General features: G+C 43.5%; 26 protein-coding genes. 10 read left to right on the forward strand and 16 right to left on the reverse strand.

From position 1 onward, the window contains the following. Positions 1-6: 6 nt before the first annotated feature. The 6 genes from nqrE to bolA form a co-directional block, all read right to left on the reverse strand. The gene (gene nqrE / locus FIV01_RS11315) at positions 7-603 is read right to left on the reverse strand and encodes an NADH:ubiquinone reductase (Na(+)-transporting) subunit E (protein WP_152431091.1); all 597 of its coding nucleotides are present in this window, start codon (positions 601-603) and stop codon (positions 7-9) included. A 7-nt stretch (positions 604-610) separates the two neighbouring features. Then, the gene (locus tag FIV01_RS11320; RefSeq protein ID WP_152431092.1) at positions 611-1,243 is read right to left on the reverse strand and encodes an NADH:ubiquinone reductase (Na(+)-transporting) subunit D; all 633 of its coding nucleotides are present in this window, start codon (positions 1,241-1,243) and stop codon (positions 611-613) included. After that, positions 1,243-2,013: a Na(+)-translocating NADH-quinone reductase subunit C gene (locus FIV01_RS11325; RefSeq protein WP_152431093.1), complete on the reverse strand. Its 771-nt coding sequence runs from the start codon at positions 2,011-2,013 to the stop codon at positions 1,243-1,245. Before FIV01_RS11325 ends, FIV01_RS11320 begins: the two co-directional genes overlap by 1 nt. Next, the gene (locus tag FIV01_RS11330) at positions 2,003-3,247 is read right to left on the reverse strand and encodes an NADH:ubiquinone reductase (Na(+)-transporting) subunit B (RefSeq protein ID WP_152431094.1); all 1,245 of its coding nucleotides are present in this window, start codon (positions 3,245-3,247) and stop codon (positions 2,003-2,005) included. Before FIV01_RS11330 ends, FIV01_RS11325 begins: the two co-directional genes overlap by 11 nt. Before the next feature lie 5 nt (positions 3,248-3,252). After that, positions 3,253-4,593 carry a Na(+)-translocating NADH-quinone reductase subunit A gene (locus tag FIV01_RS11335; RefSeq protein WP_152431095.1) on the reverse strand — a complete coding sequence of 447 codons (1,341 nt, stop codon included), beginning with the start codon at positions 4,591-4,593 and terminating at the stop codon, positions 3,253-3,255. A 439-nt stretch (positions 4,594-5,032) separates the two neighbouring features. Beyond that, positions 5,033-5,341 carry a transcriptional regulator BolA gene (gene bolA, locus FIV01_RS11340; protein ID WP_152431096.1) on the reverse strand — a complete coding sequence of 103 codons (309 nt, stop codon included), beginning with the start codon at positions 5,339-5,341 and terminating at the stop codon, positions 5,033-5,035. 133 nt (positions 5,342-5,474) lie between these two features. On the opposite strand from bolA, the gene FIV01_RS11345 reads away from it, so the two are divergent. The 4 genes from FIV01_RS11345 (at position 5,475) to FIV01_RS11360 (ending at position 9,360) form a co-directional block, all read left to right on the forward strand. Beyond that, the gene (locus tag FIV01_RS11345) at positions 5,475-6,605 is read left to right on the forward strand and encodes a methyltransferase (RefSeq protein WP_152431097.1); all 1,131 of its coding nucleotides are present in this window, start codon (positions 5,475-5,477) and stop codon (positions 6,603-6,605) included. 46 nt (positions 6,606-6,651) lie between these two features. Next, on the forward strand, positions 6,652-7,221 hold the full coding sequence (locus tag FIV01_RS11350) for a YajG family lipoprotein (RefSeq protein WP_152431722.1): 570 nt from the start codon (positions 6,652-6,654) through the stop codon (positions 7,219-7,221). Beyond that, entirely contained in the window at positions 7,221-7,778 is a 558-nt protein-coding gene (locus FIV01_RS11355) for a peptidylprolyl isomerase (protein ID WP_152431098.1), read from the forward strand. Before FIV01_RS11350 ends, FIV01_RS11355 begins: the two co-directional genes overlap by 1 nt. 208 nt (positions 7,779-7,986) lie before the next feature. Next, a complete protein-coding gene (locus FIV01_RS11360; RefSeq protein ID WP_152431099.1) occupies positions 7,987-9,360 on the forward strand; it encodes an AmpG family muropeptide MFS transporter in 1,374 nt (457 codons plus the stop codon). 55 nt (positions 9,361-9,415) lie between these two features. On the opposite strand, the gene FIV01_RS11365 is transcribed toward FIV01_RS11360, so the two are convergent. From FIV01_RS11365 to FIV01_RS11375, 3 genes are all read right to left on the reverse strand, one after another. After that, complete coding sequence (locus tag FIV01_RS11365) at positions 9,416-10,078, reverse strand: ChrR family anti-sigma-E factor (RefSeq protein ID WP_152431100.1); 663 nt, start codon at positions 10,076-10,078, stop codon at positions 9,416-9,418. Then, positions 10,075-10,659: a sigma-70 family RNA polymerase sigma factor gene (locus FIV01_RS11370; RefSeq protein WP_152431101.1), complete on the reverse strand. Its 585-nt coding sequence runs from the start codon at positions 10,657-10,659 to the stop codon at positions 10,075-10,077. Before FIV01_RS11370 ends, FIV01_RS11365 begins: the two co-directional genes overlap by 4 nt. 101 nt (positions 10,660-10,760) lie before the next feature. Continuing rightward, the gene (locus FIV01_RS11375; protein WP_152431102.1) at positions 10,761-11,330 is read right to left on the reverse strand and encodes an LON peptidase substrate-binding domain-containing protein; all 570 of its coding nucleotides are present in this window, start codon (positions 11,328-11,330) and stop codon (positions 10,761-10,763) included. A 347-nt stretch (positions 11,331-11,677) separates the two neighbouring features. Between FIV01_RS11375 and FIV01_RS11380 the strand changes: the two genes are divergently transcribed. The 4 genes from FIV01_RS11380 to csdA are packed head-to-tail and all read left to right on the forward strand — an operon-like array spanning position 11,678 to position 15,289. After that, a complete protein-coding gene (locus FIV01_RS11380) occupies positions 11,678-12,487 on the forward strand; it encodes a nucleoside-specific channel-forming Tsx family protein (protein ID WP_152431103.1) in 810 nt (269 codons plus the stop codon). A gap of 27 nt (positions 12,488-12,514) precedes the next feature. Beyond that, on the forward strand, positions 12,515-13,483 hold the full coding sequence (gene panE / locus FIV01_RS11385; protein WP_343040031.1) for a 2-dehydropantoate 2-reductase: 969 nt from the start codon (positions 12,515-12,517) through the stop codon (positions 13,481-13,483). After that, positions 13,476-14,081 carry a DJ-1 family glyoxalase III gene (locus FIV01_RS11390; RefSeq protein ID WP_152431104.1) on the forward strand — a complete coding sequence of 202 codons (606 nt, stop codon included), beginning with the start codon at positions 13,476-13,478 and terminating at the stop codon, positions 14,079-14,081. Before panE ends, FIV01_RS11390 begins: the two co-directional genes overlap by 8 nt. Beyond that, complete coding sequence (gene csdA, locus FIV01_RS11395; protein ID WP_152431105.1) at positions 14,078-15,289, forward strand: cysteine desulfurase CsdA; 1,212 nt, start codon at positions 14,078-14,080, stop codon at positions 15,287-15,289. The genes FIV01_RS11390 and csdA overlap by 4 nt, the downstream gene beginning before the upstream one ends. Before the next feature lie 33 nt (positions 15,290-15,322). Here csdA and radA read toward each other — a convergent pair whose 3' ends face one another. Further along, positions 15,323-16,702 (reverse strand): DNA repair protein RadA, encoded by a 1,380-nt coding sequence (radA, locus tag FIV01_RS11400; RefSeq protein WP_152431106.1) that lies wholly within the window; start codon positions 16,700-16,702, stop codon positions 15,323-15,325. 134 nt (positions 16,703-16,836) lie between these two features. Between radA and FIV01_RS11405 the strand changes: the two genes are divergently transcribed. After that, the gene (locus tag FIV01_RS11405; protein ID WP_152431107.1) at positions 16,837-19,182 is read left to right on the forward strand and encodes a PilZ domain-containing protein; all 2,346 of its coding nucleotides are present in this window, start codon (positions 16,837-16,839) and stop codon (positions 19,180-19,182) included. A 59-nt stretch (positions 19,183-19,241) separates the two neighbouring features. Here FIV01_RS11405 and serB read toward each other — a convergent pair whose 3' ends face one another. Beyond that, positions 19,242-20,222 (reverse strand): phosphoserine phosphatase, encoded by a 981-nt coding sequence (gene serB, locus FIV01_RS11410; protein ID WP_152431108.1) that lies wholly within the window; start codon positions 20,220-20,222, stop codon positions 19,242-19,244. Between the two features lie 103 nt (positions 20,223-20,325). On the opposite strand from serB, the gene FIV01_RS11415 reads away from it, so the two are divergent. Continuing rightward, entirely contained in the window at positions 20,326-20,931 is a 606-nt protein-coding gene (locus FIV01_RS11415; RefSeq protein ID WP_152431109.1) for a YtjB family periplasmic protein, read from the forward strand. Positions 20,932-20,969: 38 nt separating this feature from the next. Here the strand turns inward: FIV01_RS11415 and deoD are convergent, their stop codons facing one another. The 5 genes from deoD to FIV01_RS11440 form a co-directional block, all read right to left on the reverse strand. Next, on the reverse strand, positions 20,970-21,689 hold the full coding sequence (deoD, locus tag FIV01_RS11420) for a purine-nucleoside phosphorylase (protein WP_152431110.1): 720 nt from the start codon (positions 21,687-21,689) through the stop codon (positions 20,970-20,972). A 78-nt stretch (positions 21,690-21,767) separates the two neighbouring features. Beyond that, a complete protein-coding gene (deoA, locus tag FIV01_RS11425) occupies positions 21,768-23,096 on the reverse strand; it encodes a thymidine phosphorylase (protein ID WP_152431111.1) in 1,329 nt (442 codons plus the stop codon). Between the two features lie 91 nt (positions 23,097-23,187). Next, complete coding sequence (gene deoC / locus FIV01_RS11430) at positions 23,188-23,964, reverse strand: deoxyribose-phosphate aldolase (protein WP_152431112.1); 777 nt, start codon at positions 23,962-23,964, stop codon at positions 23,188-23,190. A gap of 282 nt (positions 23,965-24,246) precedes the next feature. Next, positions 24,247-25,512, reverse strand: a complete 1,266-nt coding sequence (locus FIV01_RS11435; protein ID WP_152431113.1) for a NupC/NupG family nucleoside CNT transporter — start codon at positions 25,510-25,512, stop codon at positions 24,247-24,249. A gap of 205 nt (positions 25,513-25,717) precedes the next feature. Beyond that, positions 25,718-26,491 (reverse strand): TatD family hydrolase, encoded by a 774-nt coding sequence (locus FIV01_RS11440; RefSeq protein ID WP_152431114.1) that lies wholly within the window; start codon positions 26,489-26,491, stop codon positions 25,718-25,720. Positions 26,492-26,493: the final 2 nt, after the last annotated feature.

The following is a 26,493-nucleotide window of genomic DNA, read 5'->3' on the forward strand; positions in this document are numbered from 1 at the left end:
CCCGACTTACAGTTGAACACCAGAGAAAGACATAAAGCCCAACGCCATTAGACCTACGGATATAAATGTGATACCAAGACCACGTAATCCGGGAGGTACATCAGAATACTTCATTTTCTCTCGGATACCTGCAAGAGCGACAATCGCTAGCATCCAACCCACACCTGAGCCGAATCCATAAACGACAGACTCTGCAAAGTTGTAATCACGTTGAACCATGAAAGACACACCACCAAAGATCGCACAGTTTACTGTGATCAATGGCAGGAAGATCCCAAGCGCGTTATACAAAGGTGGGAAAAAGCGGTCCAACACCATTTCAAGGATCTGTACTAGAGCCGCGATAACACCGATAAAGGTAATGAAGTTTAGGAAGCTAAGGTCAACCCCAGCAACCAAGGCATTCTCTTTAAGAACTAGGTTGTATACTAAGTTGTTGACGGGTACTGAGATAGTCAGTACCACAACAACAGCAACACCAAGACCGAAAGAGGTCTTTACTTTCTTAGATACGGCAAGGAAAGTACACATACCCAAGAAGAACGACAAAGCCATGTTCTCGATAAAAATCGATTTAACTAACAGACTAATGTAATGTTCCATGACTCTCTTACTCCTTCGCTTCTACTTGTTCTGGCTTAAGAATACGGATTGCCCAAATCAGGAAGCCGATTAAGAAGAACGCAGATGGGGCAAGTAGCATCAAACCGTTAGGCTGATACCAACCACCATTGCTCACTAGAGGCAACACTTCAATACCAAATAGCTTGCCTGAGCCAAGCAATTCGCGGAAGAAACCAACAGTGATAAGAACGAAGCCATAACCCAAACCGTTACCGATACCATCAATGAAAGAAGGTAGTGGTGCTGATTTCATTGCGAATGCTTCCGCACGGCCCATTACGATACAGTTGGTTATGATAAGACCGACGAATACCGAAAGCTGTTTAGAAATATCGTAAAGATAGGCTTTAAGTATTTGGTCAACCACGATAACAAGAGAGGCGATAATTGCCATTTGGACAATAATACGCACACTATTTGGGATGTGGTTACGAATCGAAGAAACGAAGAAGTTAGACATAGCAGTTACAAACGTCACCGCTAGAGTCATAACAAATGCAGTTTCCAGTTTGGTTGTTACTGCAAGCGCAGAACATACACCAAGAACCTGAAGCGCAATTGGGTTGTTATCCAATACAGGCGCTAAAATGCTCTTTTTAACGTTTTGTGCACTAGACATTAGTTCAGACCTCCGTCACGAACTTTTGCTAGGAACGGGCCAAAGCCCATGTCTCCTAACCAGAAGTCAAATGTGTGTTGAACGCCCTTACTGGTTAATGTTGCCCCAGATAGACCATCGACACCATGCTCAGAACCAGCCGGAGCACCACCTTTAACGACTTTAATTGCGGGTTTATGGTTTTCATCGAACAATTTCTTGCCGACCCACTGAGCTCTCCATGATGGGTTTTCAACCTCACCACCAAGTCCAGGTGTTTCACCTTGCTCGTAATAGGTAATCCCTGACACTGTGTTGCCATCTGTTTCTACGGCAACAAACGCGTACATCATTGACCATAAGCCGTTACCATGAACAGGTAAAATAACACGAGTCACAGTATCGTCTTGCTTAACGAGATAAATAGTACCTACGTTAGCTCGTCGAAGTATCTTAGCTTGGTCTTCGTCCGGACTTAACTTAATTGACGAGGCTGGATCTTTAGCTGCTTTACGCTGGTCATAGGTTGCAGCGTCGCCGTCAACAAAATCACCAGTTTTGAAATCAACCAAACGCGCTTCAATAAATTCAGAGAAAAGCTCAGGGACTTTTTTTCCGTCAGTATCGATACCAGCAACTTCGATAATTTTAGTTTGCTTATCCAGAACAGCGTTCGCTTTTTGTTGATTTCGCAAACCTACAGCGGCTGTTGATACTATGATTGAACAAACAAGGCTCAACCCGATAACAACACCCAGCGTCTTTTTAATGCTGTCGTTATTACTTGCCATAACGTGCTAATCTCCGCTTGATGTTCTTCTCGATAACTATATGGTCGAACAAAGGTGCAAACAGATTCGCAAATAGAATCGCAAGCATCATCCCTTCTGGGTAAGCCGGATTCACAACACGAATCAACACACACATCAAACCAATAAGTATTCCGTACCACCATTTAGCATTGTTAGTGAACGAAGCAGATACCGGATCTGTCGCCATAAAGAACATACCGAATGCAAAGCCACCCAAAACTAGGTGCCAATGCCATGGCATATTGAACATTGGGTTAGTATCTGAGCCGACTAGATTGAATAATGTTGCTGTTGCAATCATACCAATCATGACACCAGCGATGATTCTCCACGACGCAATGCGCATATATACGATCATTGCTGCACCAATCATTAGCGCTAAAGTAGACACTTCACCAATAGAACCTGGAATGTTACCAATAAACGCATCCATCCAAGTAATTGGAGCACTGGTAACAGTATTCATTAAAGCACCGTTACCACCTTGAGCCCATTGACTCAAAGCTGTGGCACCAGAGAAGCCATCAGCAGCAGTCCAAACTACGTCTCCGGAAATTTGTGCTGGGTAAGCAAAGAATAAGAACGCACGACCAGCAAGCGCAGGGTTTAAGAAGTTACGACCTGTACCACCAAAGATCTCTTTAGCAACCACAACACCGAAAGTAATACCAAGGGCTGCTTGCCACAGAGGAAGCGTTGGAGGAACAATGAGTGCGAACAAAATGGAAGTCACAAAGAAACCTTCGTTAACTTCGTGCTTACGCACCATACAGAAAAGTACTTCCCAGAAACCACCAACAACAAATACTGTCGCATAAATAGGTAGGAAGTAAGTCGCACCCAAGAGCATTTTACTGCCCCAGCCTGCATCGGCAGCAAGAGTACCGCCGAACATTTCCGTCAGCCAGTAGTGCCAGTTGCCAGCAACAATTGAGGCAAACTCATCACCAGCATACATATGATTTAAGGCCGCTACAGCTTGGCCACCAGCGTTATACATTCCCCAGAACATCGCAGGGAAAACCGCTAACCAAACCATGATCATGATGCGTTTTAGGTCAACGCTGTCACGAACATGCGAACTTTTCTTCGTAATTAGACCTGGAGTATAGAATACTGTCGCAACAGCTTCGTACAGAGCAAACCATTTTTCATGCTTACCACCAGGCTCAAAATGATGTTCAATGTCTTCAAGATACTTTTTCAGAGCCATGAAAATCACCCTTCCTTCTCGATCGTGTCTAGGCATTCACGAAGCAATGCTCCGTACTCATACTTACCCGGACATACAAAGGTACACAATGCCAGATCTTCTTCATCCAGTTCTAGCGCACCTAATGCTTGAGCACTGTCAGTATCGCCCGCACATAGGTCGCGAAGTAGTAAAGTAGGTTCCATATCCAGCGGCATAATACGTTCGTAGTTGCCAATTGGCACCATAGAGCGATCACTACCATTGGTCGTTGTAGTCATGTTAAACAACTGACCCTTGAAAATATGGCCTAAATAGGCACGCGTTATCGAGAACTTATTCTTACCAGGCGTCGCCCAACCGAACAGCTCTTTATCGCGGCCTTCACGTAAGACTGAAATCTGTACATGATAGCGACCAAGATAAGCGTGCGGACCAGAAGCCTGAGTTCCTGATAGAACTGAGCCTGAGATAATACGCACTTCACCTGGCATTAATTCACCATCCGTTAGGTCAGCAACGTTTGCTCCCTGAACGGTGCGAATTAAGCGGGGGTTATTTACAACGGGGCCAGCAAGAGAAATAACACGCTCTGAGTAGAGCTCACCAGTTAGGAACAACTTACCGAATGCAATCACATCCTGATAGTTAATACTCCAAGCAACATTCTCTGCATTTACTGGATACAGGAAATGCATGTGAGTGCCGACAAGTCCTGCTGGATGGGGGCCGTCAAAAACATGTTCCTCAACATTGCTTTGAGAAGAACGAGGAAGACTGGTGCCGGCTTTACAAACGTAAACTTTGCCATCAGTCAAAGTTGAAAGTACATCCAGACCTGCAACGAATGCTTCCTGCTGTTCATTAATGACCAACTCAGGCTGAACCGCCAATGGATTAGTATCCATAGCAGTAACAAAAATTGCCTGTGTAGAAGATTCAATAGCTGGAACCTTGCTAAAGGGACGAGTACGCAAAGCGGTCCAAAGACCAGAATCAACAAGCTGAGTTTTAACCGCATCGCGGCTAATGCCAGCTATTTGTCCTGCTTCAAACTTATCGAACGTAACCTGCTCTTCACCTGCCACTTCAATCACAACGGACTGAAGGACACGTTTAGCGCCACGGTTAACCTCGACCACTTTACCACTTGCTGGTGAAGTAAATTTCACGCCTGGGTTCTTCTTATCTTCAAAAAGAACTTGAGCTTTTTTCACTTCATCACCTACGCGAACATGCATGGTAGGACGCATGCCGACGTACTCTTCGCCAAGCAAGGCGACTTTCTTGATGGTTTTACCATCATTAATCACCTGGGTAGGAGTTCCTGCGATAGGCAGGTCCAAACCCTTCTTTATTGTAATCATACGCACTTGCACTACTTTTATCGGGAAAAAGATTCATTGATTGCGTAACTTTTAGACACGACATTAGTGTCCGGTTTTGATGCTGGTTAAAACACCAAAATCGCAACATCCTATTAAAAACCTCGCTACAAATTTAGTCGAGATTTATCAGGTGCGTTAGTCTATCATCTTTTTAGAAGTATACGCCATGACCAAAGAAAGGAATCAGATATATATTTCGAAGGATTTGAGTTTAAAAGGTTAAATATTGGTCATAAGTTTGAACCACCGCACAAACAGCAATAACCACACGCCTCATAATACTTTATTTTATTCATAGTATGAAACACTTAGCAATAGAGCTAATCAAGCCGTGTATTTGTATATTTAGTGTTAAATAGTTGATTAATTAACAATCAAAAAATATCATGTGCCACTACGAGCTTTATAATACGCTATACTACTTGGATCCGCCCAAACACATTGGGCTATCTGGAGCCACTTGATTTTGTTTATTCCACTCTTCTGTTGTGTAAGTGTGAATAGAGAGTGCGTGGATATGATTTGCGAGTTCATCTGCCAAAACTTGGTTGACCTGCCGATGGCGGCCAATCAACCTCTGTCCTGTAAATTTCTCACTGACAATGATAACTTTAAAATGACTTTCTGAACCTTCTGGCACATTGTGCATATAACTTTCGTTTATTACCTCAAAGTGGGCTGGTTCAAAGTAGTCCGAGAGTTTCGCTTCTATTGCTTCATGTACCATTACGTCAACCTAAATACGAATTGCTTCTGTCCACGAATGATACTCTTGTTATACATAAAGCTAAAGGTTTTAGTTTTAACTACCTTCTGCTTCTGCGACAATTTATCGTATACATTTCCATACCATTACAAATATGAAAACTAAACTTGCGCTTCACCAACGCACTTTAACTCTTCATCGTCACCCTAAAAGGAATAATGAAACACTTCAAGCGTGGGATGCTGGAGATGAATACCTCATAAACCACATGGAAGAATTGGACATTGCTCCTGGCAAACATATTTTGATCCTAAACGATAGTTTCGGTGCACTAAGCTGCTGGTTTGCACTTAACCATCAGGTGACCTTGATGAGTGACTCTCATATTGCACATCAAGCGACACAGCAAAACCTAGCGGATAATCAAAGTAACAATATCACTTTATGCAGCACGCTAGCCAATGTCCCCGCTCACGTAGATTACGTCCTAATGCAAATCCCAAGAAACAATCGCTATCTTACATGGCAGTTGAATCAATTAAGGCTAAGTTTGGGTAAAGCTGTACCTGTCATTGCGGTGAATAAAGCCAAAGAAATCCATTCTTCAACACTCAAATTGTTCGAAAAATATCTAGGAAGCACTCATACCTCTCTCGCTTGGAAAAAGCACCGCCTAGTTTTTTCTACCCCTGATGCTCCTAACGCTATCGCTGTCGATCCCATCACTAAATGGAAAGTTGAGCCGCATAAATTTGAACTGAAGAACTTGCCCAATGTCTACTCGGGAGAAAAACTCGACCAAGGCGCTCGTTTTATGCTCGAGCATTTACCAAATGGCTTAACCACAGAGCGAGTCATTGATCTTGGATGTGGGAATGGCGTGCTATCAGTAAAGCTAGGACTCGACAACCCCGATATAAGTATTACATGTGTAGACGAAAGTTACATGGCAACAGCCTCTGCAAAGGAAAATCTACTCGATGCTCTTGGTTCTGATAGACAAATAGAATCTATCACCAATAACTGTCTGGATGGGTTCCAAATCGATAGTGCAGAGCTGGTTTTATGCAATCCTCCCTTTCATCAACAACAAGCTATAACGGATCACATAGCATGGCAAATGTTCTGTGATGCAAAGCATGTTCTTTGCAATGATGGCAAATTATTAGTTATCGGCAATCGACACCTCGGCTACGATGTAAAGTTATCTAAGTTGTTTGGTAAGCCTAAGGTCAAACTTATCGCCTCAAATAAGAAATTTGTTATTTTACAGGCAACTAAATAGTTCACTATCATGTCTCTATATTAGAGTTACGTTAAAGGAAATTATGATGAGAAAACTGGTTCTAGCCGCCTCAGTGGCGTTACTTACTGCATGCTCCTCCCCTCAACAAGAACAGCTAAACTTTATGCCTCAGCCTGTTCTGAGCAACAGCAACCTTGTTCAAAATGCAAATTTTACGCTGACAAGTAAAGATGTTCGATCGGCTCAATACGTAGCATTGATAGATAGCGGACGTTCTAACATTGAACCAATACACTCAAGACAAAATGTTCGCATCAGCATTGAGAATGCCTTATTAGAGCAATTCCAATCCCAAGGTTTTAACAGCACGGTCAACAGCGAAAACTCTGTAAGTGTGGAGATACAAGAAGCTCTCGTATCGGTTAAACACTCGGTCATGGCCAATGAAATGGACGGCAAGGTCGTACTCGAAATCACCGCTGAAACTCCCAAAGGTAAGCTAGTGAAAACCTACACAGGGACCGCAAAAAGAAATGGAGCACTAAGCGCATCAGATGATGAAATAGGTATGGTACTCAACGATGTGACTAACTTAGTGTTAAAAGAAGTTGCCAACGACCGTGAACTCAAAGACTACATGCAGGAGCGCTTTTAATGTGGAAGACAATCATTGCCTCATTGGCGCTTTTTAGTAGTCTAGCTTTTGCTGGTCCTAAAGTCGTATTTGAAACCACTTTAGGCGCATTTACCGTTGAACTCGATAAAGAAAAAGCACCAATTACGGTTGCGAATTTTGTAAAATATGTCAAAGACGGGAGTTATGTAGGGACACAATTTCACCGAGTTATCCCAGGTTTTATGGCTCAAGGTGGTGGATTAGACAAAGACATGAAACCTGTACCTACATACAGTCCAATTAAAAATGAAGCGTCAAACGGGCTAAAAAACGAAGTCGCCACTATAGCCATGGCTAGGACTCGTGATCCAAACTCTGCCACTCGACAATTCTTTATTAACTATAACAATAATGAGTACCTGAATTTTAGCGACGACAAACAAAAGCCTTCCGCAGGCTATGCTGTGTTCGGCAAAGTCACCAGAGGCTTTGAAACCGTAAAGAAAATGAGTGAAGTGCCCACAACGACAAAAGGCAATTTTCGAGATGTACCTAAAACTGCCATCATTATCACTAATGCCAGTTTAATGCCTTGAATTTATAGCTCTAACCTAACTGGTTAGAGCTGTTTATTATTGATAAACAAATTATTAGTGAACATAATCATCTCGCCCTTCGAGGACTAAGCAATATTTTTAGCCACTATAACTTAAGCTGGTTTAAAGAGCTTAAGTATCTAGCTCCGGCCTAAAGGGTGAGAGCTACTTGTGATTGTATACATTTAAACGCTATTAGGATGAGTTCATGTCAATCAATTCCTGTTCCAAATCGTGGCTAACAACTCTACGTAGCTATTCAGACAAAAGACTGCTCTGGGTATTCATGTTAGGCTGCTCTAGTGGTTTTCCTTGGGTACTGATTGGTTCAAATATGTCTGGCTGGCTAAAAGACGCTGGTCTAACACGAGCAGCTATCGGCTATTTTGGTAGTGTCTTTGTTGTCTATGCTATTAATTTTCTTTGGGCACCACTGGTTGACCGAATTAAGCTTCCATTGCTCCATGCCTTCTTAGGTCAACGCAGAAGCTGGATTTTCTTTTGTCAATCACTCGTCTTAATCTGCACCATAGGGATAGCAGGAGTTAATCCAGCAGAAAATCTCCTGTTCACATCAATGCTAGCACTTGCGATAGCAATCTCGTCCGCTACTCAAGACATTGCTATCGATGCTTTTCGTATTGATACTTTCCCAAAATCAGATTCCTCCAAACTACCTCAAGCTTCAGCAATGGCGGTAATGGGATGGTGGACAGGATATTCTCTACCCGGCTATGTAGCATTCATCAACGCAGACACCATTGGCTGGAATGGAGTTTATTACGGAATGGCCATCATAGTCGCTGTGTTGATGCTGTTTACTCTTTTAGTTGGTGAGCCCGCGACTGATCGAGAGAAATTGCAAGCAGCGGCTGAAGAGCGCCACAGCAATGTAGTTGGAAATAGAGTGATAGCATGGCTGACGGTTACCGTTATCGAACCTTTTCTAGATTTCTTCAAGCGCAATGGGACACGTGTCGCTCTCACACTGCTGTTATTTGTGTTCTTATTTAAAATCGGCGAAGCTTTCCTTGGCCGAATGTCGATTGCTTTTTACAAGGAAATCGGGTTCTCAAATGAGCAGATTGGCTATTACTCTAAGCTCGTAGGTTGGGGACTAACGACGTTGTTCACCTTGGTCGGCAGTATGGTCAATGTAAGGTTTGGTATTGTTCGAGGGTTGATGATTGGTGGTATCACTATGTCGGCGAGCAACTTAATGTTTGCATGGATAGCATCAGTGGGACCAAATGAGCATCTATTCTTGGCAACCATCATTGTCGATAACTTCACAACGGCATTTTCCACGGTTGCCTTTGTGTCTTTCCTAACCGTTCTCACTGGCCAAGCATTTTCAGCGACCCAGTACGCCCTGCTCGCATCACTAGGTAATTTGGGGCGCACAACGCTAGCATCTTTCAGTGGTGAGTTGGTCGATTATTTAAACGATTGGTCCACATTCTTTATCCTTACCTGCTTAATGGTGATTCCAAGCCTGATAATGCTGTATTCGCTTCGCCATCATTTCACCGCCTTACTAAACAAAGCTCAGCAAATAGATAACGAAGAAAATCAAGGTTGAACAAACAGACAAAAGGCTTGATTTAATCACCAAGCCCTTTCCTATCTAGCACAAGTTAGGGATACATTCCCTTGCCAAACAAGTTAAATATTCTTGCCACTCCTTGGGTGAACATCATAGGCTCAGTTAATACGGTAAGGCATAAACAATCTTCACCCTCTTTTGTGTAAGGACTGTGCTTGTCTGACCCATCTTTGACTAGATAATCTCCCGCCTCATAATGCCCGGCTTCATCACTAAAACCTCCGTGCAGTATCAAGGTCGATTCAACCCCTTTGTGAGTATGCTGAGGAATTTTTACCCCCTCCGCGATATACAACAGATTCACTTTGACTGAGTCACACACATCGACCGGAGCACTAAATACTTTGCCGCCGTAGCTGCGCCACTCGCCAATTTTGTTTTCAAACCGAGAAAGAGAAAGCGGCAAAGCAAAGGTTTTACCGTGCACTTGCACTGATAGAGGCTTTCTGAACGGCCTCATCGGTAGGATGTCTTGCTCAGAGTCTACTATGTCCGCGAACATAGACTCAAAGCTCGGATCTTGTTCCCCCTTGAGAGAACTCAGCTCCTCACCCAAATATTGCTCGTGCTTTAACACGTTTGCTTTACAGTCTGGACAGCTCTCTAGATGCGTAGCAATAGCAAACCCGTCAACGGAGTTAAGTTCTCCTGCCGCATATGCTTTGAGAATGTGTAGTTCAGGATGATAACTCATAACCGCTCTACCTCCATTGAGTGGCGCAATTTTTCAACGGCCAATCTTAGTCTCGATTTCACCGTCCCCACTGGAATATCGTACATGTCAGCGACTTGCTGATGAGCAAGCTCTTCCAGATACACGGCTTGTACAACCTTCCTTTGCGGTTCTGGCAACACGCTCAAAAACTTGACAACCTGCTCTTTGAGCATCTCATGCTCGGGGGTATAGTCTTCGATTCGATCTGGCGGACAAAAGTCATCTGGCCAAATATCTTCGGAGTGGATGTGTACCTCCCGTCCTCGCTGCTTGCGTAGCGTGTCGAAGCATAAGTTCCGCGCGATTGTATATATCCACGTCGATAGTGAACTTTTGGCTCCATCAAAAAGCTGGCTCTTTCGCCACACTGTCGTTAACGTCTCTTGAACTAATTCAAGCGCGACTTGCTCGTTACCCATGTGCTTAAAAGCAAATTGCTTGAGGCGCGGTGCGAAATGCTTGAAGACCAGAGAAAAAGCGTCTTTGTCCTGCTCTTTCACTCTGTCCATGCACTCACACCAATCTTGCTTAGCAAATGACTCAGTGTCTTTAGATAACATGCCGAGTTCCTTTTACGTGCTGTATTAGTCGGTATACGAACACTGACAGCAAAGTGATCATATTCGAGTTCAATAAAATTGGACTCTATCTTATCTAAAGTTTAGTACTCTATCGACTGAGACAAAAATTCTATAGCCTGCTGACAATCGCTCTGCATGAGCAGATGGTCTGCTTCTTTTTGATTGACAGGGAGGAGTTCTAACCATCTCTGGCACACCCAAGTGGCGTCATCGAAATAACACTCTGGGTGAAGCTCGGAAAATTGAGGAAAGCGGCGGTACACATCTTTGAGGTATTCACTTAGGTGCTGATGTTCCACTTTTATCTTTGAGTAGGTCCAAGAGTCTAGCCATTCAACTTTGGCTTGCCTTAATCCATCGTATTCAGAGCGCACTTTAATGATCTTAAAGCGCTTTGTTCCAACGACAGTGACACCTAGTAGCCCACCGTCCAAAACTTCAAAATCGACAATCTCAGCAAGTGTCCCGACGACCGACAACGCAGGGTCTCCGGATTCGGCATTCGAATCATACAAACAGATGCCGAACGTGTTATCGACCTGACACGCTTGCTTGATAAGCCTCTTATACCTTGGCTCAAAAATTCTCAGTTTCATTTTTCCGCCGGGAAGCAGCACAGAGCCGAGCGGAAAAAGCATTAATTCATTCACTACTTAGTACCATATGTTCGTTTAAAAATATCTACGGTACAGGTAGCAATTCGATCAATTCTTGGCCTCACGTGTGATTAAAACGAGAAAATCACATTTTCATTTAACAAACCGAGAAGCAAACGATACCGTCAACACTTCTGCTAGAAACATGTTAGTTCCATTTAAAAACAAATCAATCACTAAAATCGTGACTTAGATCACCTAAATTGTGCAAAATATCATCATTTGTCACTGCTAAATGATGCGTTTATCGCTATTATGCGCCCAGCCAAAGTACAGCGAAGATTGTATACCTCGGCACGATAACTACATTTTCACACAAAATATACATAGAGAGTCCCACTATGCGTAAATCACTTTTAGCTCTTGGTGTTGTTACTGCCATGTCTAGCCCTGTTATGGCAGCTGACTACTCAGACGGTGATATCCACAAAAACGATTACAAATGGCTTCAATTTAACCTAATGGGAGCCTTTAATGAAAAAGGCCCTGGTTCTGACTCCACCCATGACTACCTAGAGATGGAATTTGGCGGTCGTTCAGGAATTTTTGACCTTTACGGGTACGTTGATTATTTCAATATTACTGGTGATTCTGACAGCGACAAATCAGGCTCTGACAAACTATTTATGAAGTTTGCTCCTCGTATGTCTCTGGATGCATTAGCAGGTAAAGATCTCTCTTTTGGCCCTGTACAAGAAGTCTACATTGCCAGTGAAAATATCTTTTACGGCGGCGCAACAGAAGCACAGTATAAAATCGGTGTCGGCTCTGACGTCATCGCGCCATGGTTTGGTAAAATGGGCCTAAACCTTTATGCAAATTATGACAACTCTAAAAAAGATTGGAATGGTTACCAGCTTTCAACTAACTGGTTCAAACCTTTCTATCATTTCGAGAATGGTTCCTTTATCTCATACCAAGGTTACCTAGATTTTCAGTTTGGTATGAAAGACGAATATTCTCAGTCTAGTACTGGTAGCGCTATGTTCAATGGCATCTACTGGCATTCAGACCGCTTTGCTGTAGGTTATGGTCTAAAACTATTTAAAGACGTATACGGCTTTGAAGATGGTGTTAAAAGTCCCTTTGGCAATGAAGAAAACGAATCTTCAGGCGTTGGCCACTACGTATCAGTTACCTATAAGTTCTAAGCTAGGTAGCAGGCTACAGCTTTCAAAATGGCACGTTTACGTGCCATTTTTATTGGCAATACCTTCATATCATCGTATTCTCTTGGCAAATTCGCGCCTATTATCATTCAGATGAAGATTGTTATTCTTGGTCCTGGGGCTATTGGCTCTTTATGGGCATGTTGTTTAAGCCGCGCTGGCCATTCAGTGTCACTTTGGTCTCAACACCAATGCGACTCCATTTATCTTCAGCAAGAGCACTTACCTGCAATACAATTTACCAGTAATAATAAAGACAAACTTGCATCGGCAGACCTGTTATTGGTCACGCTTAAAGCCCCTAATGTCATGCCAGCTATCAAAGAGATAGCTCTAAACATTGCCCAACAAACGATTGTGGTATTAATGCACAATGGCATGGGGACGGCAGAGGCCATTAACACTTTATTACCGAATAATCCACTGGTGATTGCCACTACCACACATGGCGCTTTTCGCCCAAAACCGAGTCAAGTACTGCATACAGGTAAGGGATACACAGAGCTCGGCGGCTATAACGACGGTGGTAAGCGTTGTGATTTTTTACAACCCGTGTTTGAGCATGCGCTGCCAAAGACAAGTTGGCACTGTGATATTTTCACTCCAATTTGGCATAAACTGGCAATAAACTGCATCATCAATCCGCTGACTGCGATTGATCAGGTTAAAAATGGAGAGTTATCCTCCGCTAAATATCAGGAAGTCATCACTTTGCTGATAGACGAAATAAACCAAGTATTAAAAGCTGAAGATATAGATGTGACTCACGAAAATCTAACCACTAAAGTACATCAGGTTATTGAGGCAACATCTGACAATTACTCGTCTATGCATCAAGATATTTTCCATAAACGCCCAAGCGAGATAGACTTTATCACAGGTTATCTTTTACAAAGAGCAAAGGCACATAATATCTCTGCGCCAGTCAACCAAACGCTCTTTCAAAAAATTAAGCAGATTGAACAAGACCATGACTAAAAAAGTACTGGTACCTATAGCTCCAGGTACAGAAGAGATGGAAGCCATCACTATCATCGACATGATGGTGCGAGCAGGCTATCAAACCGTTATTGCAAGCGCTGATTTCGAAGGTCAGTTAGCAATGAAGGCGTCGCGCGGCGTAACATTAACCGCCGAGTGCAAACTGGTCGATATTGCCGACGACGAGTTTGACGCCATTGTTTTACCCGGAGGCGTCGGCGGCTCTGAAGTCTTTCGTGATAGCACATTGCTAGTTGAAATCGTTCGCCAACAAATGTATGAAGGCAAATTAGTTGCGGCTATCTGCGCAGCCCCTGCCATAGTGCTTGCTCACCATAATCTGTATCCGGATGCGATTATGACTTGCCATCCAAGTTTTGAGTCTCATATAAGCAAAGAAAAATGGCGCGCTAAACGCGTGACCTACGACGTCAACCATAATCTATTAACCAGTCAGGGTCCTGGCACTGCCCTTGAGTTTGCAATGGAAATTATCATCAATCTATCAGGCAAGAAGCATGCATGGACAGTTGCAGAGCCTATGATTACTCTTCCTACTCTACACTATCAAAAATTAGGTGGCAGTGAATCATGATAGACGTGGAGGCTATTCGCACTCAATTTCCAGCATTGCAGCAAACCGTCAATCAACAAACCTTGGTATACCTTGATAGCGCTGCAACCACGCAAAAGCCTGATTGCGTAATCGAGACTATTGCTCACTACTATCGCGCACAAAATGCTAACGTTCATCGCGGCAGTCATAGTCTCACTGCACACGCGACCGGTCAGTTTGAATCCGCACGCTCCACTATCGCCAAGTTTATTGGAGCAAACAGCGAAAGAGAAATCATCTGGACGCGGGGAGCAACTGAAGCGCTCAATCTTATCGCTCAAACCTTTGCTCGTAATACGCTCGAACCTGATGATGAAATCTTAGTGAGTGAGATGGAACACCACGCCAATATCGTACCTTGGCAAATCGTAGCTGAGCAAACCGGTGCTAAAGTGGTAAAAGTCCCCATGACAACAGACTGTCAGTGGGATATGAAGGTATTTGACTCTTTACTTTCCCAAAAAACAAAAATTGTCGCACTGGCACATATCACCAATGTCACAGGAACGAGATTGCCGATTGAAGAGGTGATTACTAAGGCAAAGCAAGTTGACGCGAAAGTGATTATTGACGGCGCACAAGGCATCGTCCATGAGCCTATTAATGTCAATAAGCTTGGTGCTGATTTTTATGTTTTTTCAGGCCATAAGATCTTCGCTCCTGCTGGAATTGGCGTGCTTTATGGAAAATTAGAGTTGCTTGAAGCCATGCCACCGTGGCACGGCGGTGGTAAAATGGTTGAGCATGTCTCTTTTTCAGGTACCACATACAGCGCACTTCCCGGAAAATTTGAAGCGGGCACGCCAAACGTGGCGGGGGCCATTGCACTGGCTAGGGCAATTGACTGGTATAGCGCGCTGTCCATCCAAGAAGTCGAAAAACATGTGCAAAATATCACTCAGCAAGCTTATCAGAGGCTAAGCAAGATTGAAGGCGTGAAAGCACTCGGCTTTCAGCCAAAAGCGAGCGTGATTTCTTTTGTGGTTGAAGGGGTTCATCACCAAGATGTGGCCACTTTGCTCGATCAGCAAGGTGTGGCCATCAGGGCTGGCCACCACTGCGCTCACCCTTTAATGGATGCCCTTGGCGTTAAAGGTACGATAAGAGCATCTTTTGCTGTTTATAACAACTTGGAAGATGTTGACAGATTAATAGCTGGCGTTGAAAAAGCCGTTGACATGCTATAAGAGCTAAGGGTTGAGCACGTTCAACCCTATCATTTACAACTCTTCAAATGCAGCAATAGCATCAGACAGTTTTTTTACTGCGTGGATTTGCATTCCCGCGATTCCTCCCTTGGGCATATTGGCCGCTGGTACAATCGCTTTCTTAAAACCATGCTTAAATGCTTCGTTTAATCTTTCCTGCCCACTTGGAACCGGACGTATTTCACCCGCCAGTCCAACTTCGCCGAAGATCACCACATCTCGAGGTAGAGCTCTGTCTCTAAAGCTTGATAGCAGTGCCATAACTAATGCTAGATCAGCACTGGTTTCGGTAACTTTTACCCCGCCAACCACATTCACAAACACATCTTGATCCGCCATTTGCAAACCGCCATGTTTATGCAGGACCGCGAGCAAAAGAGAAAGGCGGTTTTGCTCAAGGCCAACAGCAACACGTCTCGGGTTGGCCAATTGGGAATAGTCGACTAGCGCCTGTATTTCCACCAGCAAAGGTCGCGTGCCTTCCCAAACCACCATGACAGAGCTTCCCGACGTCTCTTCTTCCCCCCTTGAAAGAAAGATTGCCGAAGGATTGCTGACTTCTTTGAGTCCTTGTCCTGTCATTGCAAAAACACCTAGCTCGTTCACTGCGCCAAAACGATTTTTGTGACTGCGAAGCGTTCTGAAACGGCTGTCAGTGCCACCATCAAGTAATACTGAGCAATCGATAATATGCTCCAGAACTTTCGGTCCTGCTAGAGTACCATCTTTGGTCACGTGCCCAACAATAAACACGGCGACATTATTTTGTTTAGCGTAACGGGTTAACGCAGTCGCCGACTCCCGTACTTGAGCCACACTGCCAGGAGATGACTGTACATCCGCAACATGCATCACTTGAATCGAGTCAATCACCAATAGCTTGGGCTGCTCCTTCTCTGCAACCTGACAAATTCTATCCACGTTAGTCTCTGACAGCATCTTTAAATTATCCTTGGGTAAACCAAGGCGCGAGGCACGCATCGCCACCTGTTGTAAAGACTCTTCTCCTGTCACATAGAGTGTAGGCATGTGAGAAGCGAGATAACACATGGTTTGTAAAAGCAGGGTCGATTTACCCGCACCTGGGTTTCCACCTATCAGTATCGCCGCACCTGGAACAACACCTCCGCCAAGCACACGATCAAGCTCTTTAAAGCCACTGGTAAAACGAGGGACCTCTTGCAAATCAATCTCAGACAATACTTGAACCTGAGTTTCTCCGGAATTACCTGCGTAACCTGAAAGCCGGTCATGTTTATTCCCAACTGGTGAGGCAGCCATCCGAACTTCGCTGATCGTATTCCAAGCACCACAAGCATTACACTGCCCCTGCCATCTGGGAAAATCCGCCCCACAGTCGTTACATACGTAGGCTCTTTTTACCTTTGCCATATCACTTCAGACCCCAATAAATACCGTTCACCTTATCATTCGTCATCAATAGACCTTGATTCGTTGTAACATAACACTAAAGTTTTATATATCAAGGTAGATATTTTTTGCGAGGGGTTATTAATCAATAACCAATGGAACAAGCCGAAATATTGTCGTTAGCAGAGCGACTCATCCCTGCTTATCACTCAGAAGATTTTGACTTCGTTCTTAGCCAAATGACCGAAGGAGAGGCCCCGTCTGTCAAACTTTTGGTCAAAATGGAATTAAACCGAGTGATGGCGCCTTGCTCTAAAATTGTTGACTTAAGAGGCAGGGTTAATGGTGAATGCCGAGAGTATGAGCTGGATGGCGTAAAACACTGGCTTGATGACGTCGCATTCAATACTTACCAAAAAAATGTACGCAGGTATGGTGGTTATACGGAAGGAGTATGGGAGGCATTGTGCAACACTCACAATAACTTCCGTGTAATGAAAAAAAGAGGCCAGTTGCATGGTGACGAAACCGAAGAAAAGACCAGCATATTCGATGTTGAAGCGATTAAACTTGGCTACGACTTAAAACGCCGAGAAAATCGCCTCAAAATATCTTCTCAGATCGAGTTTAAACTCGCTATTGACCTAGTTCATGCCACAACCATAGACCTTTCTCCATCAGGAGCAAAGTTTAAAGTCCCGTCGGCGTTCGATTATCAAGCTGGCTCAGAAATCTCTGTAAAGTTTACTGAATTGATGAAAGAGTCCGATCTCGAAGGATTAACCAACCCTATAAAATACCGAATTGTTGGTGTAGATGAATCCTACGATAATGACTCGGTCAAGTTTCTTCGTTTGCTCAAACTAGACGAATCTAATGTCATTGAGCAGTTAATCGATAGTAAACTAAGCAGTGATAGCCAACGTAACCGGCATGACACACAAGACAAAGTCATTCGGGCTCGTTCGAGAGGCTATGAACACACTTTTCTAAAACATACTTGCAATCTTCCTCTGTTTTTCAGTGGTTCTGAGTTAAAGCTTGCCTTGATGACAGAAAACAATCAGCCAATATGGCACTATTGGCATGATGAACGTAATCAACAAGCCTTAACCAATCTTTTTAATCCCAAACGCATAGCACGCATACTTAAAGCAGGTGAACAAAATTCAAGCCATACGTTTTATACCTTCACACATGGCCATCAAGAAAAAACTTTGTTTTTTTCTATGATGCTGTCAGAGGCAAAGCCTGAGGTACAACAACTGTTTTGCCACGTAGGAGCAAGGAAAGACAGTTGGAAAGTATTTAGAATTCATATGTTCAAGCTTACTGAAGAAGAAAGCTCCGAATTAGCGCAGCATTCTTCGGAGCTCACTCTGGATGCAATTACACTCACCCATTGTGGCATCTTGCAAGAGCTATCGACAGAGACAAGTAAAGACGACTATTTAATCGCTCCAAAGCCCAAGCTCCCCAGTAGTACCATCAATAACTTTTGCCATGCTCGAAACCCGGCTAATAATCCAGCTTGTATTTACTATGATGCTAAATCACGCCGCAAAGAACCACGCTTTCAATTTCGCTCTCCTTTGGTACTTACAGGGGAGGATAAACAAACACACTCTGGCATAACGCTTGATATTTCCAAACGTGGTATCAGTATTGCTTTAACCTCTCCTAGCACGCTTAAAGCCGGAGAAACATGCTCGGTAAACTTTACCGAACTAGACAAACTCGACAAGAACTCCTCATTAAGTAAAGTCCCATATAAGGTGATTAGAATCTCACCTGGAGGGAAACGATTACAACTGGTGATTCTCGAAGATAGCCATACTATGAAAAACATCGCCTTTTTCGGCAGTTTAATTCAACATAATCAAGACAAACTAAACTCTATAACGGAAGTACTTCCCAGCAATGAGTTATTAGAAGACCTGCATGATATTCTCCTGGGTAAAATCGTCAGCGCGCCTATTTTTGTTGAAAAACCAACACGAACTCTCAAACCTAGAGTGATCGGTGTTAATTTCCCTCTGCCTCCCTATCTAGTTCCACTGGCCAAACTCGGCAAGGAAGACAAATTCTCTCTTGAGCCTATTTTCAAAGGACATACCAATACATTACTTGCCCAGCCAATGAAACATATCGACGGCGCACAGCCACAGTTTCACGAAATCTATCTGGCGTTAACCTTATTTGGTAACCGAATCCAATCATGGGAGTCGAAGCTCATCGGTGAATTTGAGTCAGTACAAGAGCGAATAAAATTTATTAAAAAAGCTCAAACAATGGGGCGTTTCTATGCGATTCGAATCTGTAGTGCGCCAGTGTTCGAGCCGATGAGCGCTCTATTGCAAGAGGATATTACTGAACTTGCACCGCTTAACATGCATCATGCTAAAACACTGGAAAAAGAAATTACCGGTATCGTCGGATATAGCGAAATAACAGACATCACTGAAGAAGTAACACTCAGACTGCACTTGCCAAGTGAGTAGCTTTTTACTCGTTCGCAGAGACGTTTAAACTCAACGCCTCTGATTGTCATTGACCGACTTTATGGCTTAGCCTGAAAACTTATCTTTTTCTGCTTAGCTAGACTGGCAGACAGAATACATAACACGCCACCCAATCCAGCATAGCGCACTGCGGCTTGGGCGATTTTTTCTACTTTAGGCTTAGCATGGTAAGCAACTCCCAAACCCGCCGCTTCCATCATAATAAGATCGTTCGCACCATCACCAACAGCAACAGTATTGTGTTTTTCTACCTCATACAACTCTGCGAGTTCGTGTAAGATATCGGCTTTAGTCTGAGCAGATACTATCTCACCTAGAACGTTTCCTGTTAGCTTACCATTGGCAATTTCCAGTTGATTGGAGCGCGCATAATCCAAGTTCACTGTCTTTTTAAGGTGATCTGAAAAGTAAGTAAAGCCACCTGAGGCAATTGCCGTTTTCCAGCCAAATTGTCGAAGCGTACCAATTAAACCGCCAAGATCAGGCATTAAAGCCAATTCATCCCTAACTTGGGTTAAAATTGATTCATCAGCACCAGCAAGCGCAGCGACTCGGCTACGCAAGCTTTGCTCAAAGTCGAGTTCACCCTGCATGGCACGCTCAGTGAGCTTTGACACTTGCTCTCCAACACCTGCCAATTTTGCAATTTCATCAATGCATTCTATTTGAATGGCGGTAGAGTCCATATCCAGCACGATCAAACCCGGTTTAGACAGGTCTGGAACATCATTAAGAGACGCATAATCAAGAGATAATGTTTGCAATATTGTCTCATGCTCAGACATTAAGTCCCCTTGCACCAGAGCAACTTGATAAGGCCCGACTTTCCATACATCGACAATCTCATTGTGGTACCCTGTGAAGGTATTGATGCGTTCAAAATGTTCGGCTAGTAAGTGCTCACCAAAAACAATCCAGTTAGCTTTCGCCTTATCCATGTGATTAGTAAATCTGGCTTCCGGTAATCGAGCATACAAAGAAGCCTGTTTTTGAATAGAAAGAGTCTTAAACGTTTCCATGTGAGTTATTCCTGAAAAACTTAACCACAACTTAACCTATTGCAATTTGCCTGCGCAAGTATCAATATTCTTTATAGTAAACTTATCTTATGTTTAGGTGAATATGGAATCTTCCCTATTTTCGTTTCGAATGGCTTTGAGAGTACTCACAATCGTCTCTCTTATCAGTATGTTACTTGTTATTGGAATCAATAGCGTCAAGATAAGCCAAGCGAACCAAGATATTCAAAAAAACCAGTTAGATACTTTAATTAAAGTTCTTGTGTCTCAAGCATCATTGGCTGCAGGAGAGATGATTGCAAGCCAAGACCAAGAGCGCTTATTAAAGCTCACCAATCAGCTATCTAAAGACGATCTAGTATTTGACGCCACTATTTATGATGCTGAAGGTGTGCGATTAGCATCGAGTGACAAAAGCAAAAGTGTACGAGAGATTCTCGGTTTAGATACCCCGCTGGAGACAGCAAGGATCGGAAAGCAACAACTTGTAGAACCTGTTACTTACGATAATGTGGTGATAGGTTTTGTCCGCCTTACGTTTGAAACAGGCAAAGTTACCGCTTTCTCTGACCATTACTACAGGAAAAGCGATCGCTACATGTACACTATGGTCGCCATGAGCTTTATCACTGGGATACTTCTGACCATTGTTGTGCGTAGAAAGCCCAGACAAAAGGGTGAAAATCTACTTCTAAAAGAACTAGATTAAAGGGCTGATGTTCAACATCAACCCTATCATGGCACAGTTTACTTGCCATCAGACAAGATAATTGAATCGAGTGCTATCAGTATCATCTCATTAAAGGTTGTTTGGCGCTCATCAGAAGTGGTTTGTTCGCCCGTTTTGATGTGATCGGAAACCGTACAAATTGTCATTGCTTTGGCGCCATATTCTGCGCACGCCCCATATATCCCAGCAGCCTCCATCTCTACGCCCAGAATACCGTATTTATCCATTACATCAAACATACTAGGATTCGGTGTATAGAACAGCTCGGCAGAGAATAAATTACCAACCTTTAGCTCGATGCCGCGCTCTTTTGCCGCATCTTCAGCTGCGCGTACCATGTGATAATCGGCGATAGCAGCAAAGTCGTGGTCATTAAAGCGAATACGATTTACTTTTGAGTCAGTACATGCGCCCAAACCAATAATGACATCGCGGACTTTAATATCACTACTTACCGCCCCGCAACTGCCAACTCGAATGATTTTCTTCACACCATAATCTTTAATAAGCTCAGTGACATATATCGAGCAAGAGGGAACACCCATACCATGCCCCATCACAGATACACGGCGCCCCTTATAATATCCAGTAAAACCCAGCATATTACGAACATCACAGACCTGAATAACATCATTTAGGAAGGTTTCAGCTATGTATTGAGCACGAAGTGGGTCGCCAGGCATAAGTACAACATCTGAAAAATCGCCTTGCTGAGCGTTGATATGTGGGGTGGCCATAATTGATTATCCTTTTTTTCCAATGTTTAGCATTCTAGTTGCGTTTAAGCTTTCGTTATCTATACAGTCAGGCACGCTCTATATATCTTCAGCTCTAATTTGACGATACACATCAGGAGTTGGGGTGTATTCGCCTCCAACAGTAATAGCTTGTTGAAGTGATGTAGCGGCCTCTTTCCATTGCTGCTCATTTCGAGCATGGATAATAGCTAATGGCTTATCTGAACACGCCTGCTCACCCAAGCGAATAAAATGGTCAAACCCTACAGCATGGTCAATCTTATCTGTCGCAAAACGGCGTCCTCCCCCCATAGCAACCACAGCCATCCCTATAGCGCGAGTATCCATAGCGGTAACAATTCCCGTTTTCTCAGCAAATACAGCTTGGATAAAAGGCGCTTTTTCTAGGTAATCATCGTAATTTTCGACAAAATCGACTGGCCCACCTAAACCTTCAACCATCAGGCCAAAGCATTGCGCTGCTTTACCATTTTCCAATACCTCGATTAACTTGGTACGTGCATGCTCAGTGTTATCAGCTAACCTTCCCAATACCAACATTTCAGCAGCAAGAGCTAGCGTCACTTCTAAAAGACGGGGGTTTTGATATTCACCGGTTAAGAACCGAACCGCTTCTCTGACCTCCAGAGCATTACCTGCTGATGAGGCCAATACCTGATTCATATCGGTTAAAATAGCGGTTGTTTTGGTACCTGCACCATTTGCCACTCCGACAATGGATTTCGCCAAATGCTCAGATTCTTCGTAGGTTGGCATAAAGGCGCCTGTTCCTACTTTGACATCCATAACTAGAGACTCTAATCCAGCTGCTAACTTTTTCGATAAAATAGAGGCGGTGATCAAAGAAATATTATCAACCGTTGCCGTGACATCTCGAGTGGCATAGACACGTTTATCAGCTGGCGCTAAATTTCCGGTTTGTCCTATGATGGCAACGCCTGCTTGCCTAGTCACGTAAGTAAAGACTTGGTTGGATGGCATAATGTTGTAGCCTGGTATAGACTCTAGCTTATCCAGTGTTCCTCCTGTATGCCCTAGTCCTCTTCCCGAAATCATAGGAACAAAGCCTCCACAGGCCGCAACCATAGGACCCAACATTAATGAGGTCACATCTCCTACGCCACCTGTTGAATGCTTGTCCACCACTGGACCAGGAAAGTCTTGTTCGTGCCAATCAATGACCATTCCCGAGTCACGCATTGCACAAGTCAGCGCAATTCGCTCTGGCATCGTCATTTCATTAAAAAAAATCGCCATAGCAAAAGCCGCTATTTGGCCTTCAGAAATACTGTTATTGGTAATTCCTTGGATAAAAAAATTAATTTCACCAGAGGTCAGCACCTCACCATCACGCTTTCGGCGTATGATTTCTTGGGGTAAATACATTAGAGCCTCCCATACATTGGGGGTTGATGAGTTAGATGCAGCGGCAAGTAAACACTTACCGCTAAATTGACAAGATTAAGATCTATCGATCTCAATAAGCTGCAGGATCAGCGGTTTCTTTTGTCACTTCTAATGTATGAAGAAGATTGGTCAAAAGACTCGAGGCTCCGAAGCGGTAGTGACGTGCATCGACCCAATGTTCACCCAATATTTCATCCGCCATGGCCAAATAAGCGGCAGCATCTTCCGCAGTGCGCACTCCACCAGCAGGCTTAAAACCAACAGTGGAGGCGACCTTCATATCACGAATCACTTCCAACATCATTCGAGCATATTCAGGCGTAGCATTGACCGGCACCTTGCCCGTCGATGTTTTAATAAAGTCAGCGCCAGCATTGATTGATATCTCTGAAGCCTTTTTTATCAATGCTTCTTGTTTAAGTTCACCGGTTTCAATAATCACTTTGAGCAAAATATCACCACAGGCTTGCTTGCACTGCTTTACAAGTTCAAAGCCTACTTCTTCGTCACCTGCCATCAGTGCACGATATGGAAAGACCACATCAACTTCATCAGCACCATAAGCGATTGCAGCTTTAGTCTCTGCCACGGCAATACTGATATCAGGGTTTCCATGCGGGAAGTTAGTCACAGTCGCAATTTTAATATTGGGTGTACCTTGTTCTTTAAGTGTTTTTTTGGCTACGGGGATAAAGCGAGGATAGATACAGATCGCTGCCGTATTACCAACTTTTGACTTAGCCTCGCGGCACAGCTTGATGACTTTTTCATCGGTATCATCATCATTTAGTGTAGTAAGATCCATCAATTTAAGCGCCCTTAAAGCCGCGTCTTTTAAATCGCTCATTCCTATCTCCGAACAATGTTTATTTTTGGCTTAATGGAAAAGTCAGAGTGTGGTTTCTATAAACGCAAAACTAAAATTTTCTGCCAGCTACAACACTCTCATATAGTCACAATACCCGGGCTTAACCCATAACGATAGCCACTTATAAAACGCAAACGGTTTGGATCTCAAACTAGTTTCAGCCTTAAGAACAAGCGACTAAATGAGTTAAGCAGTGAAGCCTAACCAATAAAAAACCCGCTTTATCGCGGGTTTTTTATTCACTTTAACGAGTTGGTCTTATTACATACCAGATAAGGTTAAGCAGAAGCCTGCAATCGTTGCAGCCATTAGGTTTGACAGTGTACCCGCAGCAACTGCTTTCATCCCCATACGAGCGATATCAGAGCGACGCTGAGGTGCAATTCCACCCAAGCCGCCTAGCAAGATTGCAATCGAAGACAGATTTGCAAAACCACACAGTGCAAATGAAATGATTGCCTTAGTTTTCTCAGACAGCACGATTTCTGCTGAATCACCCAAAAGCGGAGCAAAGTTTAAATAGGCAACAAACTCATTTACTACCAATTTTTGACCAATAAATGATCCCGCAATCGTTGCTTCTTCCCATGGAACGCCAATAAGGAATGCAAGTGGAGAGAAAACATAACCAAGGATTAACTCTAGCGTCAGCTCAGGCATTCCAAACCAACCACCAACGCCACCCAAGATACCGTTAACAAGCGCAATAAGGCCAACGAAAGCAAGTAGCATGGCACCAACATTCAGTGCCAACTGTAAACCTACAGCTGCACCACCAGCGGCGGCATCAATGACGTTAGAAGGCTTGTCTTCTGCACCATCAATATCACCATCAAAGCTTTCATTAGGCTTATCAGTTTCTGGCATGATGATCTTTGCAAACAGCAAACCACCCGGCGCTGCCATAAAGGATGCTGCGACTAGATACTCGATCGGAACCCCCATAGATGCATAGCCAGCAAGTACACCACCGGCAACAGAGGCTAGACCTCCACACATTACAGCAAATAGCTCTGATTGAGTCATTTTAGGAATGAATGGGCGAACGACTAGAGGAGCTTCGGTTTGACCGACAAAAATGTTTGCTGCCGCGGACATAGACTCTGAACGTGAAGTACCCAACACCTTTTGTAGAGCACCACCAAGGATTTTAATTACCCACTGCATAATACCGATGTAGTACAAAACAGAAATAAATGCAGAGAAGAAGATTAGTGTAGGAAGAACACGGAAAGCGAAGACGAAACCGCCACCACCGAAAACTTCAAACATCTTACCAGAGACTAAGCCACCAAAGATAAACTCAGAACCCTTGTTACCATATGCGATAACATCTGAAACACCGTCAGAAAAGCCCTTTAGCAATTCCTGACCCCAAGGTATGTATAGAATAAATGCACCGAGTGCAAATTGAATAGCGAATGCGCCACCCACTGTTCTAAAATTAATAGCTTTACGGTTACTAGATAACGCTACTGCAATGGCAAGTAGAACTAGCATACCGACTAGGCTCATAAACAGGCTCATAGTTTATGACTTCCTTATATGTTGTTTGTTGGCGTGTTACAATTATGGAGCTATAAAGCGGGGGCAATTATACTCATCCGGCCACACATAAAGTAATGTATTCTTCACAGTTTCTAATAAGATTCATCATGCGCTCACTCATTTATGTGACATGGATCTCTATTTGAAGTATGTTAAATCATATAAATAACATTGTACTTAGATTCTATTCACAAACTTTAAAGACCCGATTGGCATTTTTCCATGTAATTTGTGCGACAGATCGCTCATCTGTATCACGCAGAAGAGTCAAACAAGACAAGACTTGAGATAACATTGCGGGGTGATTAGGTTTTCCTTGATACCCCATAAGCGGCATATCTGGAGCATCTGTCTCCAGCACTATCCATTCAAGAGGTAAATTCGCTGCCGTCTGGCGAGTTTTTCTCGCACGAGGGTAAGTGATAACTCCACCTATACCAATATAAAAGCCAAGTTCGATAAATTGCATCGCCTGTTGATAGCTGCCAGAAAAACCATGCAACACACCTCCAAAAGTAAACTTATGCTGTTTTAACAGCTGAAGGACTTCATTATGCGTTTTTCTGCTGTGAAGGATTAAAGGTAATTGAAGGTCATTTGCCAATGCGATTTGTGCATTAAATACTTTACCTTGTATGTCATGGTCAACATCAACCATAGCATCTAAGCCACATTCACCAATCGCTCGAAAGTGATTAAGATGGGCCTCTGTTTGTTTCTGTAAATCGGTAAGGTGATAAACACTATTGTCGGTAAGAAAATAAGGGTGCATGCCTAATGCTGTATATATACCCGCATATTCAGCCGACATTGCAAGCAACTTATCCCAGTTTGATGGGCCAATAGAGGGAATCATTATCCTCTCTACACCTTGAGTCTGAGCCAACTCAAGCTGACAGGCAAAGTCATCTGCAAAAACATCGAAATCAAAATGGCAGTGGGTATCAAAAAGGCGCATTA

This window comes from Vibrio aquimaris, assembly GCF_009363415.1.
In the GTDB taxonomy this organism is placed as follows: domain Bacteria; phylum Pseudomonadota; class Gammaproteobacteria; order Enterobacterales; family Vibrionaceae; genus Vibrio; species Vibrio aquimaris.